The organism is Variovorax sp. Varisp36 (assembly GCF_047304235.1).
In the GTDB taxonomy this organism is placed as follows: Bacteria; Pseudomonadota; Gammaproteobacteria; order Burkholderiales; family Burkholderiaceae_C; genus Variovorax.
On the sequence record NZ_JBGLYU010000026.1, the window covers coordinates 18,360 to 33,588 of the forward strand.

Below are 15,229 nucleotides of genomic sequence, written 5' to 3' on the forward strand. Positions count from 1 at the left end.
GGGCGCCTACACGGCACCCGCAACGACGTTCACCGAGAGCGCCAGCACCAGCATGTTGAACGCGAAGGCCAGCACGCTGTGCAGCAGCGTGATGCGCCGCATCTCCTTCGACGTCGCCTGCACGTCCGACACCTGCGAGGTCATGCCGATCACGTACGAGTAGTAGAGAAAGTCGAAGTAGTCGGGGGCGTCGTGCCCGCCCGGAAAATCGAGCCCGCCATCAGGGGTGCCGTCCCGCTGGTCGATGTAGTAGCGGTGCGCATAGTGAAAGGCATAGATGGTGTGCATCGTCAGCCACGACCCTGCCAGCGCCACCAGGCCCAGCGCGACATGCGCCGCGCGCTCCCAGCCGCTCAGCCCCTTCACCTGCTGCAGCAGCATCGCGATGGCCACCACGCTCATGCCCACCACCACCAGCATCGAGACCAGGATCACCACGTTGGGCTGGTCCAGCGACTGGGCGCGCTCGCGCGTGCGCTTCGCATCGAAGGTGTCGGCCAGCCACCACGACAGCAGCTGGTAGACCCCCACGCCCACGCACCATCCGGCCAGCCCGCGCGCCATGCCGCTCATGGACAGCGGCATCAGCGCGGCCGCAACGGCGCAGCCGGTGGCCGCGCCATAGAGAAGACGTTGGGGACCGGTGGTGGTGGAAAGATGTCGGCGCATGGGCGAGCACTGTAGCGCCGTAGCGTAGAAGGAGTCCTACAAGTACAGCGGCATTCCGCGCATCGAGAAAGCTCACGCGCGCCACTAGGGTTCTCGCTGTTCAAGGGAGCTTCGCCCGGAAGCACAGCGCAAGGCCTCAGGCCTGCGCCATTTCATCGCGTGCCCGCGGCATCCATTTCCCATCCGGGTCACCAAGGATTTCATCCATGCTGCTGCTCCGCCCTCGCCCCGCTTTCGGCGCATTGTTCGGCTCCGGCCTCCTGCTTGCCGCCGCGCCGGCTCTGGCCGATCCCTCGCCCGCGCTCGACCGGTTCAGCTTCTCGGTCGGTGCCTTCAGCGCCGATCCGAAGTTCAACGCCTCGGTCAGCACGCCGTATGGCACGCTGCAATCTGGCGACATCAAGCCGGGCCGCGTGACCATGCCGCGCATCACGGCCGACGTGCTGATCGGCGACAGCCACGGAATCTCGTTCGACTACTACCAGTACCGGCGCGACTACTCCGGCGGCGTCGCGAACACCACGTCCCTGGGCAACTTCGGTTCGCTGAATACTTTCGGCAACGCCACCGTCAACACCAAGCTCGACTTTGCCAAGCTCTCGTACAAGTGGTGGATCGGCTCGGGCAACACCGTGCTCGGCCTGGGCGCCGGTGCCGCCTACTACCGTGCGACGCTCGGCGCGACTGCGCTCGCCGGGGTGAACGGACAGGTCAGAACGCTGAACGAAAGCTCCAGCGACAACGCCGTGGCGCCGCTGCTCGAAGTGGGCGTGCGCCACGCCATCACGCCGGACCTGCGGCTGTTCGCCGACGCCTCGGGCGTGTGGAAGAGCAGCGGCCGCTTCCACGGCAACATCTACAACGCCTCCGCCGGCGTCGAGTGGTTCCCGGTGAAGAACGTGGGCCTGGTGCTCGCCTATGGCCTGACGAACATCGACCTGACGCGCGAGAGCGGCTCTGCCGATTCGCGCTTGAAGGTCCGCCTGCAGGGGCCTTCGGCTTTCCTCAAGGCACGCTTCTAGGCCCTGGGTCGTTCTGCGTGTAGCCAGTCTTCGCAAGACGCGGTGCGGCGGCCAGCCTTAGGCTGCGCCCATCACCGAAGAACGGAGACACAGAGCATGCCTGCAGCCGCCACCGGCCTCGCGCCGCCGCAGTTCCATCCGCGCATCTCGCGCATCGCGCTGGGCGACGTGATCCACCGCAGCGCGCGCCGCTTCGGCACGCGCACCGCGCTGATCGAGGGCGAACACCGCATGTCCTACGGTGAACTCGACGCCGCGTCGAACCGCTTCGCGCATCACCTGCTGGGCCTCGGCCTCTCGAGCGGCGAGCGCGTGGGCATGCTGTGCAACAACTCGATCCAGATGGTGGTCGCCATGCTGGGCATCCAGAAGGCCGGGCTGGTGTGGGTGCCGATCAATACCGCGCTGGCGGTGGACGCCATCGGCTACATCCTCGCGCATGCCGGCGTGCGCCACCTGGTGATCGACACCGCGCTGCATGCGAAGCCCGAGCTGCGCGAATTGCTGGCAGCGCAAGGCATCGCGCCGATGCTGTGCGTGCTCGATGGCGATGCGCCGCCCGCCGGCCTGCCGACCGTGCCGCAGGCCATCGCGCAGGGACCTCACACGCTGCCCGAAGTGCCCATCGGCAGCACACAGCTTGCGCTCATCATGTACACCAGCGGCACCACTGGGCGCCAGAAGGGCGTGATGCATTCGCATGCGTCCGTGCACTCGGTGCTGCTGAGCAACATGATCGAATGGGGCAGCAGCCCCGAGCGCGCCGACGTGTGGAGCTGCGTGCTGCCGCTGTTCCATTGCGGCCAGCACACGGTGCTGATGTCGGCGCTGGCGGTGGGCGGCGCGCTCGTCGTGCTGCGCGGCTTCGACCCCGGCGCGGTGCTCGCCGCCATTGAGCGCCACCGGATCGCGGTGATGGTCGGCCTGCCGATGATGTACGGTGCGCTCCTCGCGCACCCGCAGCGCGCCGCGCGCGACTTGTCGAGCCTGCGGCTGTGCGTCTACGCGATGGCGCCGATGTCGCGCACGCAGCTGCTGCGCCTGCTCGACGGGTTCTGCCCCAACTTCGCACTCGTCTCGGGCCAGACCGAGATGTATCCCGGCGCCACCATCTTCGAGGTGCAGGAGCAGCGCAAGCGCTTCGGCTCGTATTGGGGCGTGGGCACGCTGGTGAACGAGGTCGCCGTGATGGGCGATGAGGGCGACCTGCTCGGGCCGGAGCAGGTCGGCGAGATCGTCTTTCGCGGACCCAACGTGATGCTGGGCTACTACAGGGACCCGGAGGCGACGGCGAACGCGCAGCGCTTCGGCTGGCACCACTCGGGCGACCTGGGCAAGTTCGACGCCGACGGGCAGCTGGTCTTCCTCGACCGGCTGAAGGACATGGTGAAGTCGGGCGGCGAGAACGTGCCGTCGATCAAGGTCGAGGAAGTGCTGCTGCGGCACCCCGCCGTGCTCAATGCGGCGGTGGTGGGCCTGCCGCACGAACGCTGGGGCGAAGCCATCACCGCCTTCGTCACGCGCCGGCCCGATGCGCCAACGGACTTCACCGAGGCCGCCCTGGCGGCGCACTGCAAGGAGCACCTCGGCAGCTTCGAGGTGCCGAAGGAAATCATCTTCCTGCCTGCGCTGCCAATGACTTCCACCGGCAAGATCCAGAAGTTCGAGCTGCGCAAGGCACACCAGGCCCTCTATCAGCGGGGCTGACCCGGCGATGGCGCCTCGCCCCGTCGGCCCGCGGGCCGCCGGAGTGTTGTTTCATCAGTGCTAACCCTGCGGTCCGGGCTTGTTCCTTCGAGTGGATGAATGTAATAATTTAGTTACAACACCACCCTCCGGAAAAAGTCCCCATGAAACACCGCGCCGCCCTCCATTCACCTCGCACCATCGCCCGCGGTACGGCCGCGCTGCTTCTCGCAGCCTGCGCTTCGTCACACGCCTTTGTGATCGGTGTCAGCGAAGGCGTGAGCTACAACGTGTCCGACGCGCAGGTCACCGCCCGCTTCGAGCCCATCGCCGAGGTGCTGTCGAAGGCGCTCAAGCAGCCGGTGACGATCAAGATCCTCAATTCGTACAACGGTGCGCGCGACGCGCTGAAGCAGCAGCAGGTCGACTTCGCCTTCGTGCACCCGTCGCACGTGGCGCTCGGCGCCATCAAGGGCGGGCAGTACAGCGCATTCGCCTGGACCACCGGCTACACCGACTACAAGGTGTCCTTCCTGTGCAAGGAACAGCAGCCGATCTCCGACTGGAAGAGCGTGGCCGGCAAGCAGCTGGTCATGCCCGACGCCGACTCGATCACCGCGGTGATCACGCGCGCGATGCTGCGCGAGCAGGGACTGCAGGGCACTGCGGTCAAGGTCACCAACACGCGCTTCCAGGAGGCCGTGCCCTTCTACGTGCAGAACGGCTTTGCAGCCTACGGTGCAACGGCAGCCTCCGGCGTGATCAAGACCTGGAAAGACGGCGGCGGCAAGGTCTGCGCGGAATCGCGCGCAGTGCCGATCAAGCAGTGGCTCGCGTCGCGCAAGCTCGATGCGGCCACGGTGAACGCGGCGCGCGATGCGCTGCTGAGCCTGGCGCAGACCGACGCCGGCAAGCGCGCGCTCGCTGCGTCCACCTATGTCGGCTTCGTCACGCCTTCGTCCGACGTCGAGTCCTCGCTGATGAGCTGGCTGGGGATCTGAGAGGCAAGGCCGTACGCGCACGCCGCCTGCCCGGCCCGGGCAGAATCCGGCGCTTGCCGTCTCCCTCCCAAGGACTCCCTCCATGACCGATCTCTCGAGCTTTCCCATCACGAAAAAATGGCCCGCGCAGCATCCTGACCGGCTGCAGCTGTACTCGCTGCCCACGCCCAACGGCGTGAAGGTGTCGATCATGCTGGAGGAGACCGGCCTGCCGTACGAGCCGCACCTCGTGAGCTTCGAGACCCACGACCAGACGTCGCCGGCGTTCCTGTCGCTCAACCCAAACAACAAGATCCCGGCCATCCTCGACCCCAATGGCCCGGGCGGCAAGCCGCTGGCGCTGTTCGAATCGGGCGCCATCCTCATGTACCTCGCCGAGAAGACCGGCAAGTTCATTCCGCAGGACGCCGCCGGCCGCTACGAAACCCTGCAGTGGGTGATGTTCCAGATGGGCGGCATCGGCCCGATGTTCGGCCAGCTCGGCTTCTTCAACAAGTTCGCCGGCAAGGACTATGAAGACAAGCGCCCGCGCGACCGCTACGTGGCCGAATCGAAGCGCCTGCTCGGCGTGCTCGACAAGCGCCTGTCGGACCGCGCGTGGATCGTGGGCGACAGCTACACCATCGCCGACATCGCCACCTTCCCGTGGGTGCGCAACCTGATCGGCTTCTACGAGGCAGCGGACCTCGTGGGCTTCAAGGATTTTCCGAACGTGGCGCGCGCGCTCGAAGCCTTCGTGGCGCGCCCCGCCGTGGTGGCGGGGCTGGGCATTCCGAAGCGCGGCTGAGCGCCTCTCAGTTCGCGCTCAGGTCCATCAGCATGCGCGACAGCAGGTAGAGGCGCGGCACCACGCTCTCTACCTCCGCATATTCCTCCGGCGTGTGGATGCCGCCACCCACGATGCCGAAGCCATCGAGCACCGGCACGCCGACGCCTGCCACCAGGCTCGCATCGGCCGCGCCGCCGCTGCTCTCGATGGTGAGCTTCTTGCCGATCTCGCCGTAGATGCCTTCGGCCATGCGCACCAGCTTGTCGGACGCGGGCGAACGCGGCATCGGCGGCAGGCCGCGGATCAGTCGCACGCGCACCTCGGTCTCGGGGATCAGCTTGTTCTGCGAGATGCGGACCAGGTCTTTCTCGACGCGGTCGAGCTCCTCGGGCGTGGCCGCGCGCACGTCGCCCTTGGCGCTCGCGGTCGCCGGAATCACGTTGGTCGGTCCATTGGCCGTGAGCACCGTGAAGTTGACCGTGGTCTTCTTCGCGGCATCGGCCGTCTTCGACAGCTGCAGCACCTGGTGCGCCACTTCCATCGCCGCATTGCGGCCGGCCTCGGGCGCCACGCCCGCGTGAGCGGCCAGCCCCTTCACCTCGACGAGCGCGGTGGCCGAGCCCTTGCGCTCGACCACGAGGCCATCGGCCGGTCGGCCCGGCTCCAGGTTCAACGCCACGTCGTGCTGCTTGGCGATGCGCTCGATCAGCGCGCTGGTGCCGACGGAGCCGACCTCCTCGTTGGTGTCGAGCAGGAAGGTGATCTGCCCGTAGTCCAGGAAGCCGACCTGCTTGAGGATCTTCAGCGCATAGAGCCCGGCGATCACGCCGCCCTTGTCGTCCATCACGCCGGGGCCGTAGGCGCGGCCGTCCTTGATGTAGAAGGGCTTGGCCGCGGCCGTGCCTTCCTTGAAGACGGTGTCCATGTGCGCGAGGATCAGGATCTTCTTCTTGCCCTGCCCTGTCAGCGTGGCCACCACGTTGGTGCCGGGATGCGGATCGGCCGGAAAGGTCTCGATGCGCGCGCCGAGCTTGCGCAGCTCTTCCACCGCCATCTCGCGGACCTTGTCCAGGCCCGCCGTGTCGGCCGAGCCGGAGTCGATGTTGACCATGCGCTCCAGCATCTTCAGCGCCTCGTCCTTGCTTTGCGTGGCGGCGTCGAGCACGCCCTGGTGCGGCTTCTGGGCCATGGCGTTGCCAGCCAGCAGGGCGCACGCGAGCGCGGTGCACTGGGCGATGGCGAGCATGTGGCGGCGAGCGGGAGTCCGGGATTTCATGGCCGAAGAAGCCGAAGCGGGATGGCGCGAGTGAGTCGTCATGTTGTCCGTTCTGTTGAAGGAATGTCGAGGAAAGCGCGGCAGGCTATCACCCGACTCGCGAACGGATCAGGCTCACGATGCGGGCGCTGCCGCACGCACTCTACAGACACTTCAGCCGGAAAAGTTCAACCCGGAAAGTCTTCCCCGCGCAGCTCGATCGGCTGCCCATGCGGCGTGCGGCCGGCCGCGTGCTCCCAGGCATGCCGGTAGCGGGCCAGTTCGTCGCCCGAGCTGGCGCCCTTGGCGGCCACGAGCTTCTCGAGCGCGGCCAGCCAGTGCAGGTAGTAGGTCTGGCCGGTGTCGGGGTCGCCCGCGGCCTGAGCCTCGGAGATCTGCGCCGCCAGCGCCTCGGCCCATTCGGGCCATGTGAAGAGGCCGCGCTCGTGCAGCGCAAGCGTCATCGCGAAGGCCTGGGCCTCCCATGGCGCGCTGAACACCGGCCCGTCCGCATCGCGCGGCATGCCGGGCGACAGCGGCATGCGCTCGCCGCTCATGCCGCGGCCTCCAGATAGCTCTCCCACGCATCCACCGACACCGAGAGGTTCTGGCGCGGCGCATCGTCGCCCCACAGTTCGGCTTCGTCGAACTCCACCGTGTAGAGCCACTGCGGCTGCTCGCCGAGCCCCTGCGCGTTGGTGTCTGCGAACACATGCGCGCCATGTACGTGAACGATGGTGCCGCGCTTGCCCTGCACATAGGCCGGCAGCCGCGTGTGATGGTCGACCTTGCCGAGGTGCATACGCACCTTCTGCCCCAGGGCAAAGCGGGCCGGTGCAGGCGCCGGCCGCTCGGCGGGCGAGCCTTTGGCGAGCACCGACTGCACATCGGCCGCGCGCAGCACGCGGGCCACGGGCGCGGCAGCATGGCTCACCTCGCCGCTGGCGATCTCGTCGGGAAAGAGCTGCCCGCGCTGCAGCATCAGCTGCTCCAGCGCGCGAAGCCAGATCTGGTAGTAGCTCAGCTCGCCATAGTCGGGCAGCGTCTCGCGCACGGAGCGGCTCGCATCGATGTTCCACGAGCCCGTCGCGCCCATGGCCAGCACGAGCGCCAGCACGCGCGGCTCCCAATCGGCATGGAAGAGTTCGCCCTCGGCTTCGGGCACCACCTTGCCGAAGCCGGGCTGTCCGCCGAGGTCGGCCTTCGTCGCGTAGCTCATGCGTCGCTCCCGGCTTCAACTGGTGCACCGGCCAGCCGCGTGCCGATCATCGAATCGCGTGAAACCAATGCGGCGAGCTCTTCTTCGCTCAGGCCTTCGGTGCCGGTGGGCCGCTGCGGGATGACGAGGTAGCGCACCTCGGCGGTCGAATCCCACACGCGGATGCGCGTGGTCTCGGGCAGGGTCACGCCAAAATCGGCGAGCACGCCGCGCGGGTCCTTCACCGCGCGCGAGCGGTACGGCGCGCTCTTGTACCAGGTGGGCGGCAGGCCCAGCACCGGCCACGGATAGCAACTGCACAGGGTGCACACCACCATGTGGTGCGTATCGCCGGTGTTCTCCACTGCCACCATGTGCTCGCCCTGCCGCCCCGTGTAGCCCAGCGAGGCGATGGCTGCCGTGGCGTCGGCCAGCAGCCACTGCCGGAAGGCCGGATCGACCCAGGCCCGCGCCACCACCCTTGCGCCGTTGCGCGGGCCGATGCGGGTCTGGTAGGTGTCGATCAGCACGTCGAGCGCGCCCGGGTCGATGTAGCCCTTCTGCGCGAGCACGCTTTCGAGCGCACGCACGCGCAGGTCCATCTCGCCGAGTTCGCTGTGTTCGTGGTCATGATCGTGGCCGTGGTGGTGACCGTGGCCGCTGTCGTCGTGGGGGTGGTCTGCGCTCATTCCGGCGATGCTACGCCCGGGCACTTAAAATTCGAAGCCTCCCGCCAGATCCCCCGGAAGCCTTTCGCCCATGACCTCCACGCCCGCCCGCCCCGTCCGCTCCCAGTACGAAGACTTCATGCGCCACGTCGACACGCATGGCGTCTTCAAGAGCGACCGCACGGGCACGGGCACCAAGAGCGTGTTCGGCCACCAGATGCGCTTCGACCTGAACGAGGGCTTCCCGCTGGTCACCACGAAGAAGGTGCACCTGAAGTCCATCATCCAGGAGCTGCTGTGGTTCCTGACCGGGTCGAGCAACAACAACTGGCTCAAGGAACGCGGCGTCACCATCTGGGACGAATGGGCGCGCGAGGACGGTGACCTGGGCCCGGTATACGGCGTGCAATGGCGCAGCTGGCCCGCGCCCGACGGCGGCCACATCGACCAGATCGCCGACGTCATCAAGACGCTGAAGACCAACCCCGATTCGCGCCGCATCATCGTGAGCGCATGGAACGTGGCCGAGCTGTCGAAGATGGCGCTGATGCCCTGCCATGCCTTCTTCCAGTTCTACGTGGCGCCGCCGCAGGCCGAAGGCGAACGGGGCAAGCTCAGCTGCCAGCTCTACCAGCGCAGCGCCGACATCTTCCTGGGCGTGCCCTTCAACATCGCGAGCTACGCGCTGCTCACGCACATGGTGGCGCAGCAGTGCGACCTCGACGTGGGCGACTTCATCTGGACCGGCGGCGACTGCCACATCTACAGCAACCACGCCGAGCAGGTCGCGCTGCAGCTCAGCCGCACGCCCTACCCCTACCCCACGCTGAACATCAAGCGCAAGCCGGCGTCGATCTTCGAATACCAGTACGAAGACTTCGAGGTGCTGGACTACCGGCACGGCGATCCGATCAAGGCGCCCGTGGCGGTGTGAACGGAATGAGCAAGCCCCGCGTCAACCTCATCTTCGCGCGCGCCGCCAACGGCGTGATCGGCGCGAACAACACGATCCCCTGGCACATCCCGGAGGACATGGCGCACTTCAAGCAGCAGACCGTGGGCGCGCCGGTGATCATGGGCCGCAAGACCTGGGACTCGCTGCCGCCACGCTTCCGGCCACTGCCGGGCCGGCAGAACATCGTGGTGACACGGCAGCCCGGCTGGCAGGCCGACGGCGCGCTGCGCGCGGGCAGCCTGCAGGAGGCACTGTCGCTTTGCGAATCGTCATCGAAGGCCGACGCCGTATGGGTCATCGGCGGCGCGCAGATCTACGCCGAAGCCGAGCCGCTCGCGCAGCGCGCGGTCGTGACCGAGGTTGCGCGCAACTACGAAGGCGATGCCTATGCTCCGGATCTCGACGCAGCCGTGTGGCGCGAGACGCAGCGCGAATCGCATGTCTCGGCCAAGGAAGGCCTGGGCTTCAGCTTCGTGACCTACGAGCGCATCGCATCCCCGAACGGATGAGCGGCGACAGTTTGGCCGGCCCTGACGCTCAACAAAAATAGTCGCCCGGTTACCAGAAACAAACTGGCACCTTCGTCGCTCCTTTCAGCGCGAAAGGAACACTTCGGTACACGCGTGTAAAGGCATGCGCGGCTCAGGGTTTAGACAACGCCATTGTTTGTGCGCAAAATGTCGCTCCCGCCCTCAACCCAAGGAGACGGTTCATGTCCATGGAATTTCTTCGGGTCATCGCCGAGCAGAAATTGCCATACGTCATTCACACGCCGGCAGACATCGACAGGCTGCGCGTGCTGCGTGCGGCAGAGTTGGTGACGGCCTTCATTCCGCCCTCGGACCGCGCGCCCGATGCGCGCGCGATACGCCAGCTGGCCCAGGTCGAATCGATCACCGCCAAGGGCAAGCTGGCGCTCAACAAAGCCACGTCGGCATTCATCGAACTGTAGGAAGCCGCGCCTGCGGCGCATGAACGATGTCATTGAGCGTGCCAATTCCGGGGCGCACGGCTCGCCTGCACCGTTCCTGCTTCAGCTGAACACGCTTTCGAGGTCGACCTCTTCGGCGCTGTCGTCCAGCTTCAGGCTCTGCTCGATGTGGTCCAGGTGATGCAGCATCAGCTTCTCGGCGCGCTGGGCATCGCCGCGGTTCACGGCAGCGACGATTTCCTCGTGCTCGTCGGCGCGGCAACTGGTGGCCGTGGGGGCGTCGTACAGCGAGATGATCAGGCAGGTCAGCACCGACAGCTCGCGCATCGATCGCGCCAGAGCCGAGTTGCCGGCCAGTTCGGCCAGCAGCACATGGAACTCACCCGACAGGCGGACGATGGCGCGCTTGTCGTCGCGGCGTCGCGCGTCGGCCTCGAGTTCGATGTGGCGCTGCAGGCGCTGCTTCTTGGTGTCGTCGAGCGTACGGATGAGGCGGCGCAGCACGCCGGGTTCGATGAGGCGGCGCGCCTCGAACACGTCCTGCGCCTGCTCGATGGTGGGCTTGGCGACGAAGGCGCCGCGTTGCGGCACCAGCTCGACGATCTGCTCGTGAGCCAGCCGGGCCAGCACTTCGCGCACCTTGGCGCGGCTGGTCGCGAAGATCGTGGCCAGCCGGTCTTCCCCCAGCTTCGTGCCGGGCGCGAGACGGTGCTCGAGGATGGCTGCCGAGATCTTCTCGGCGATCTCCTCGACACTGTGTTCGCGGGCGTTGGCCGCGCCGTTCGCGCTGGTCTTGCGGGCTGGGGCTTTGGTGGACATCGGCGCCGATTCTATCGGCGGGCCCCCTACGCTGCAGAGCGCTACGGGACCCGCAACCTCAGCCCGTGCTGCGTCCGGCATCGCGCGCCAGCAGCCGCGCCAAGGCGTCTGGCAGCCCCTGGTTCGGCTTGATCGGCGGCGGCGCGAAACTGCCCCGGCGCGCCGGCGCAGGCGCCAGCGACACGAGCGTCTGGGCATGGCACACGGCGCTCGACACACCATCGACCACCGGCACCGGAATGCGGTCCTTGATCGAACGAGCCAGGCCCGCCAGCGGCGCGCCGGCGATGATGATCACATCCGCGCCGTCGTCCTCGATGGCCGACATGCACAACGCCTCCAGTCGCTGGCCGTGGTCGTCCTGCACGTGCCCGATGTCCTTGAGCGGACCGTCGAGACTGCGGATGCTCGCCAGCCGGTCGATCAGGCCGTTGGCCTGCACGCACTCGCGGTACCACGCCGTGATGCGCCGCGAGATCGCGACGATCGAGAAGCGCTTGCCCAGCAGGCACGCGCTCATCAGCGCGGCCTCGGTCAGGCCGACCACGGGGATGTCGAGCGCCTCGCGCAGGCCGTCGATGCCGGGGTCACCGAAGGCCGCGACCACGATGGCGTCGTGCCGCGCGTGGTGCTCCGCCGCGAGCGTAGCGGCGGCATAGGCGCCGATCAGCGATTCAAAGCGGGTCTCGATGTAGGCGACACCGAAGGGTGCGGTCAGCACCTCGATGCGCGTGTCGCGCGCGGCCGCACGCCGGGCTTCGGCCGCGATCAGGTCCGAGACGCTTTGCGAGGTGTTGGGGTTGATCAGCAGCAGGTTCATGGCAATGTCTCCAGGCGATTGGCTCAGGCCGGTCGGCGGCTCGGCAGCAAGGTGGGCTCGCCCCGGCGCAGGAATTCTCCGCGTCCGGCGCGCGGATGGAAGCGTTCGCCGTCCCACACGACCTCGCCGCGCGCCAGCGTCAGCGCCGGCCAGGCTTTCACCTCGATGCCCTCGTAGGGCGTGTAGTCGACGTCGTGGTGCAGATCAGCGTTGCGGATGGCGCGCGGCGTGGTGCCCCAGACCACGAGGTCGGCATCGGCGCCGACGGCGATCGTGCCCTTGCGCGGGTGCAGCCCGTAGGCCTTGGCGGGGTTGGTGGACGTCAGCTCGACGAACTTGTTGATGGTGATGCGCCCATCGAGCACGCCGTGCGAGAACAAGAGCGGCAGCCGCGTCTCGATGCCGGGAATGCCGTTCGGAATGTGGCGAAACGCCACCTCTTCGCCGCCGGGCTTCTTGCCCTCGGGTGCGTCGTAGCGGAACGGCGCATGGTCCGAAGAGAAGATCGTGAACAGCCCGTCCGACAGCCCGTTCCAGATCACCTGCTGGTTCTCGCGGTTGCGCGGCGGCGGACTGCAGACGCAGCGCGCGCCCTGGTAGCTGTCGTCTAGCCCCAAGTCTTCGGCGGTCAGGAACAGGTACTGCGGGCAGGTCTCGGCGAACACGCTCAGGCCATGTGCGCGCGCCCAGCGGATCTGCTCGACGGCTTCGCGCCCGGACACGTGCACGATCATGATCGGCACGTCGACCAGTTCCGACAGCGCGATCGCGCGGTGCGTCGCCTCGCGCTCGACCAGCATCGGCCGCGCATGCGCATGAAAGCGCGGCGCAGTGCGTCCGCTGGCTTCGAGCCGCTTGGTCAGCCACTCGATGCAGTCGGCATTCTCGGCATGGATCATGGCCATCGCGCCCTGCTCCCTGGCCACCGCCAGCACGTCGAGGATCTGGCCGTCGTCCAGCTTCAGATCGTCGTAGGTCATGTAGATCTTGAAGGAGGTGTAGCCCTCGGCGATGAGCTGCGGCAGCTCATGCTTGAGTACTTCCTCGGTCGGGTCGCTCACGATCAGGTGAAAGGCGTGGTCCACGTGGGCGCGGCCTTCGGCGCGTTGGTGGTAGTCCTGCACGGCGGCGCGCAGCGACTGGCCCTTGTGCTGCGCCGCGAACGGGATCACGGTGGTCGTGCCGCCGCAGGCCGCCGCGCGGGTGCCGGTGTCGAAGTCGTCGGCCATGCGCACCGGCGGCTCCATCGGCTGGTCGAGGTGGCAATGGGCGTCGACGCCGCCCGGCGTCACGTAGCGGCCGGCGGCATCGATCTCCTGCCGCCCCGGCGGCAGGCCGAGGCCGAGCTGCACGATGCGGCCGTCGCGGATGCCGATGTCCGAATCGAAGGTGTCGCTGGCGGTGGCAACGCGGGCGTTGCGCACCACGAGATCGAGGTCGCGGAAGGTCATGGTCTTTCTTTGCTTTTATGTCTGTGTCTGATGGTCGGTGGTGGCCGTTCAGGCCTTCGCGTCGAACAGCCGGCCCCAGCCCTTCACGGCGCTCGGATCGACGCCGACCGTCTTCAGCGCGTGCCAGACCACGGTGGCCACCGAGTCGTAGATCGGGATGCCTAGCTCGCGCTCCATTTCTTCGACCAGCTGCGCGCCGCTGAGGTTTGTGCACATGATGGTGATCGCGTCGGGGCGCTGTTGTGCCACCTCGCGCAGCATGCGGCGCAGCGTGTCGGGCTCGACCTCGCTGAACGCGAAGTTCACCGTCAGGTCCAGGTGGCGCTCGGCCACGCAGTCGATGCCGATGCCCGCGTAGTTGGCGACGATGCGCTGCTGCACGTCCTCGACATACGGCGATACCAGGCCCAGCGTGCGCGCGCCCTGCGCGGCCAGCAGTTCGTTGAGCGCCAGCACCGAGGTGGTGGCCGGGATACCGGTCGCCTCGGTGATGCGCGCGCACAGCGCCTGGTCTTTCTCGAAGCCGAGCCAGCTGGCCGAGGTGCCGCTCCAGCAGATCGTGTCCACACGCGCGTCGGCCAGCAGCCGCGCGGCGTCGAGGATCTTGCTGTCGTCGAACTGGTTCAGCGAGGCGTCGCGCATCGAGATCTCGGTGACGGTGAAGCGCGAGAAATGCGCGGAGACGCCAGGCACGCCCGCGACCATCGCGCTGGTCAGCGGTTCGAGCGCGGTGTTCGAGGAAGGCGTCAGCACGCCGATGAGCTTTCGTTGCGTCATGGTCGTCAGAGCCGGGGGGTATCGGTCGGGTCGGCCGGTGCGCCGGGCTTGCCCTGGTGGTGCGCGGCCAGGTCGAGTTCGCGCGCCAGGGCCTTGCGGCGCGCGGGCGTCGGGCTCGCATGCGAGGCGTTGTCGAGCGCGGGCAGCACGAAGTCGTTGACCATGCGGCGGATCGCCAGCACGTTCTTCGACTCGCGCAGGCCGCCCTCGATGGGCAGCATGCTCGTCATGACGACCACCGCATTGCGCTGCGGCAGCGCCACGATGAACTGGCCCTTGAAGCCCATGGCATGCACCTCTGGCTCGGTGGCGACGATGTCGTTGATCCACCAGTACTGCCCGTACCAGGGCGCGGACGACGGCGCGGTCATGGTCCGCATCCAGGCCTGCGACGTGATCTGCCGGTCGTTCCAGCGGCCGCCCGACAGCACCAGCATGCCGAGCTTGGCCATGTCGACGGCGCGCAGCCGCAGACCCCAGCCGGAGGACACGAGCCCCTTGTCGTCCGCGCGCTCCCAGGCGTAGTGCACCATGCCCATCGGCTTGAAGATCTTCTGCTCGGCGAAGGCCTGCAGCGGCATGCCGGCATCGGCGCCCAGCGTGGCGCTCGCGAGGATGGGGTTGACGTCGGTGTAGTCGAAGGCCTCGCCGGGCGGGCGCCGGGGCGTGGTGCCGGCCGCGAGCTTCAGGCGGTCCGGCGCGCCGTAGTAGATCGGGTCGTCGGTCGGCTTGAAGTCGTAGAACAGGCCGGTCGACATCGACATCACGTGCCGCAGTTCGATGGCCTGCTTGTCTGCGAGCGCGTCCTTCAGGTCGGGACGCGCCTTGGCCAGAATGGGCGCGATCTTCTCGTCGAGGCGTGAGCGGCCCTCGTCGATCAGCACGCCGGCCGCCAGCGCCGTGACGTTCTTGGTGATCGAGTACAGCTCGTAGTTGTGGTCGCGCGTAAGCCCCTGGCTGTAGCGCTCGAAGACCAGCTTGCCGTCCTTGACCACGAGGAAGCTGCGCACGTCGAGGTTTTCCTTGCGGATCCACTCCGACAGCCGCACCAGCGGCTGGGAGTCGACGCCCACGGCCTCGGGCACCGCAACGGCAATCCCGGGCTCGGCATCGACCGCCGGCTGGGCCAGGGCCGCGCCGGCGAAGGCAAGGTGCAGGGCAACCGCACCCGCCGCGAGACGAAGATGAGAAACAAACATGGGAGCGTT

17 protein-coding genes are annotated in these 15,229 nt (G+C 67.6%); 7 read left to right on the plus strand and 10 right to left on the minus strand.

Annotated elements, in window-relative coordinates; translation table 11 throughout:
• Positions 1 to 6: 6 nt before the first annotated feature.
• Positions 7 to 669 (minus strand): DUF1345 domain-containing protein, encoded by a 663-nt coding sequence (locus tag ACCD11_RS16555; protein WP_413314714.1) that lies wholly within the window; start codon positions 667 to 669, stop codon positions 7 to 9.
• 206 nt (positions 670 to 875) lie between these two features.
• On the opposite strand from ACCD11_RS16555, the gene ACCD11_RS16560 reads away from it, so the two are divergent.
• The 4 genes from ACCD11_RS16560 (at position 876) to ACCD11_RS16575 (ending at position 5,165) form a co-directional block, all read left to right on the plus strand.
• Entirely contained in the window at positions 876 to 1,691 is an 816-nt protein-coding gene (locus ACCD11_RS16560) for a hypothetical protein (RefSeq protein ID WP_007829458.1), read from the plus strand.
• 96 nt (positions 1,692 to 1,787) lie between these two features.
• On the plus strand, positions 1,788 to 3,398 hold the full coding sequence (locus ACCD11_RS16565; protein WP_413314715.1) for a class I adenylate-forming enzyme family protein: 1,611 nt from the start codon (positions 1,788 to 1,790) through the stop codon (positions 3,396 to 3,398).
• Positions 3,399 to 3,541: 143 nt separating this feature from the next.
• Complete coding sequence (locus ACCD11_RS16570; protein ID WP_413314716.1) at positions 3,542 to 4,378, plus strand: phosphate/phosphite/phosphonate ABC transporter substrate-binding protein; 837 nt, start codon at positions 3,542 to 3,544, stop codon at positions 4,376 to 4,378.
• Between the two features lie 82 nt (positions 4,379 to 4,460).
• A complete protein-coding gene (locus ACCD11_RS16575) occupies positions 4,461 to 5,165 on the plus strand; it encodes a glutathione S-transferase N-terminal domain-containing protein (protein ID WP_413314717.1) in 705 nt (234 codons plus the stop codon).
• Between the two features lie 7 nt (positions 5,166 to 5,172).
• On the opposite strand, the gene ACCD11_RS16580 is transcribed toward ACCD11_RS16575, so the two are convergent.
• From ACCD11_RS16580 to nthA, 4 genes are all read right to left on the minus strand, one after another.
• The gene (locus tag ACCD11_RS16580) at positions 5,173 to 6,393 is read right to left on the minus strand and encodes a glutamate carboxypeptidase (RefSeq protein ID WP_413314719.1); all 1,221 of its coding nucleotides are present in this window, start codon (positions 6,391 to 6,393) and stop codon (positions 5,173 to 5,175) included.
• A gap of 197 nt (positions 6,394 to 6,590) precedes the next feature.
• Entirely contained in the window at positions 6,591 to 6,959 is a 369-nt protein-coding gene (locus tag ACCD11_RS16585; RefSeq protein ID WP_007829434.1) for a nitrile hydratase accessory protein, read from the minus strand.
• A complete protein-coding gene (gene nthB / locus ACCD11_RS16590; protein ID WP_413314720.1) occupies positions 6,956 to 7,621 on the minus strand; it encodes a nitrile hydratase subunit beta in 666 nt (221 codons plus the stop codon). Before nthB ends, ACCD11_RS16585 begins: the two co-directional genes overlap by 4 nt.
• Entirely contained in the window at positions 7,618 to 8,289 is a 672-nt protein-coding gene (gene nthA, locus ACCD11_RS16595) for a nitrile hydratase subunit alpha (RefSeq protein ID WP_413314722.1), read from the minus strand. The genes nthB and nthA overlap by 4 nt, the downstream gene beginning before the upstream one ends.
• A 70-nt stretch (positions 8,290 to 8,359) precedes the next feature.
• Here nthA and ACCD11_RS16600 point away from each other — a divergent pair, with 70 nt between their 5' ends.
• From ACCD11_RS16600 to ACCD11_RS16610, 3 genes are all read left to right on the plus strand, one after another.
• Positions 8,360 to 9,202 (plus strand): thymidylate synthase, encoded by an 843-nt coding sequence (locus ACCD11_RS16600; RefSeq protein ID WP_413314723.1) that lies wholly within the window; start codon positions 8,360 to 8,362, stop codon positions 9,200 to 9,202.
• Positions 9,203 to 9,207: 5 nt separating this feature from the next.
• Entirely contained in the window at positions 9,208 to 9,732 is a 525-nt protein-coding gene (locus tag ACCD11_RS16605) for a dihydrofolate reductase (RefSeq protein ID WP_193386530.1), read from the plus strand.
• A gap of 203 nt (positions 9,733 to 9,935) precedes the next feature.
• Positions 9,936 to 10,175, plus strand: coding sequence for a hypothetical protein (locus ACCD11_RS16610; RefSeq protein ID WP_007829428.1), 240 nt, complete (start codon positions 9,936 to 9,938; stop codon positions 10,173 to 10,175).
• Between the two features lie 81 nt (positions 10,176 to 10,256).
• On the opposite strand, the gene ACCD11_RS16615 is transcribed toward ACCD11_RS16610, so the two are convergent.
• Genes ACCD11_RS16615 through ACCD11_RS16635 form a run of 5 tightly spaced genes read right to left on the minus strand, consistent with a single transcriptional unit; the run spans position 10,257 to position 15,220 of the window.
• Positions 10,257 to 10,973, minus strand: a complete 717-nt coding sequence (locus ACCD11_RS16615; RefSeq protein ID WP_413314724.1) for a GntR family transcriptional regulator — start codon at positions 10,971 to 10,973, stop codon at positions 10,257 to 10,259.
• A gap of 58 nt (positions 10,974 to 11,031) precedes the next feature.
• Positions 11,032 to 11,793, minus strand: a complete 762-nt coding sequence (locus tag ACCD11_RS16620; protein WP_413314726.1) for an aspartate/glutamate racemase family protein — start codon at positions 11,791 to 11,793, stop codon at positions 11,032 to 11,034.
• 23 nt (positions 11,794 to 11,816) lie between these two features.
• Entirely contained in the window at positions 11,817 to 13,244 is a 1,428-nt protein-coding gene (gene hydA / locus ACCD11_RS16625; RefSeq protein ID WP_413314727.1) for a dihydropyrimidinase, read from the minus strand.
• 48 nt (positions 13,245 to 13,292) lie between these two features.
• Positions 13,293 to 14,021, minus strand: a complete 729-nt coding sequence (locus ACCD11_RS16630; RefSeq protein WP_413314728.1) for an aspartate/glutamate racemase family protein — start codon at positions 14,019 to 14,021, stop codon at positions 13,293 to 13,295.
• Between the two features lie 5 nt (positions 14,022 to 14,026).
• Complete coding sequence (locus ACCD11_RS16635) at positions 14,027 to 15,220, minus strand: serine hydrolase domain-containing protein (RefSeq protein WP_413314729.1); 1,194 nt, start codon at positions 15,218 to 15,220, stop codon at positions 14,027 to 14,029.
• Positions 15,221 to 15,229: the final 9 nt, after the last annotated feature.

Coding starts and splice junctions, on each gene's coding strand:
- ACCD11_RS16570 (WP_413314716.1), top strand. CDS start 3,542: ATGAAACACCGCGCCGCCCTCCATTCACCTCGCACCATCGCCCGCGGT.
- nthB (WP_413314720.1), bottom strand. CDS start 7,621: ATGAGCTACGCGACGAAGGCCGACCTCGGCGGACAGCCCGGCTTCGGC.
- ACCD11_RS16635 (WP_413314729.1), bottom strand. CDS start 15,220: ATGTTTGTTTCTCATCTTCGTCTCGCGGCGGGTGCGGTTGCCCTGCAC.
- ACCD11_RS16585 (WP_007829434.1), bottom strand. CDS start 6,959: ATGAGCGGCGAGCGCATGCCGCTGTCGCCCGGCATGCCGCGCGATGCG.
- ACCD11_RS16575 (WP_413314717.1), top strand. CDS start 4,461: ATGACCGATCTCTCGAGCTTTCCCATCACGAAAAAATGGCCCGCGCAG.
- ACCD11_RS16600 (WP_413314723.1), top strand. CDS start 8,360: ATGACCTCCACGCCCGCCCGCCCCGTCCGCTCCCAGTACGAAGACTTC.
- ACCD11_RS16580 (WP_413314719.1), bottom strand. CDS start 6,393: ATGCTCGCCATCGCCCAGTGCACCGCGCTCGCGTGCGCCCTGCTGGCT.
- nthA (WP_413314722.1), bottom strand. CDS start 8,289: ATGAGCGCAGACCACCCCCACGACGACAGCGGCCACGGTCACCACCAC.
- hydA (WP_413314727.1), bottom strand. CDS start 13,244: ATGACCTTCCGCGACCTCGATCTCGTGGTGCGCAACGCCCGCGTTGCC.
- ACCD11_RS16605 (WP_193386530.1), top strand. CDS start 9,208: ATGAGCAAGCCCCGCGTCAACCTCATCTTCGCGCGCGCCGCCAACGGC.
- ACCD11_RS16620 (WP_413314726.1), bottom strand. CDS start 11,793: ATGAACCTGCTGCTGATCAACCCCAACACCTCGCAAAGCGTCTCGGAC.
- ACCD11_RS16630 (WP_413314728.1), bottom strand. CDS start 14,021: ATGACGCAACGAAAGCTCATCGGCGTGCTGACGCCTTCCTCGAACACC.
- ACCD11_RS16555 (WP_413314714.1), bottom strand. CDS start 669: ATGCGCCGACATCTTTCCACCACCACCGGTCCCCAACGTCTTCTCTAT.
- ACCD11_RS16565 (WP_413314715.1), top strand. CDS start 1,788: ATGCCTGCAGCCGCCACCGGCCTCGCGCCGCCGCAGTTCCATCCGCGC.
- ACCD11_RS16615 (WP_413314724.1), bottom strand. CDS start 10,973: ATGTCCACCAAAGCCCCAGCCCGCAAGACCAGCGCGAACGGCGCGGCC.
- ACCD11_RS16610 (WP_007829428.1), top strand. CDS start 9,936: ATGTCCATGGAATTTCTTCGGGTCATCGCCGAGCAGAAATTGCCATAC.
- ACCD11_RS16560 (WP_007829458.1), top strand. CDS start 876: ATGCTGCTGCTCCGCCCTCGCCCCGCTTTCGGCGCATTGTTCGGCTCC.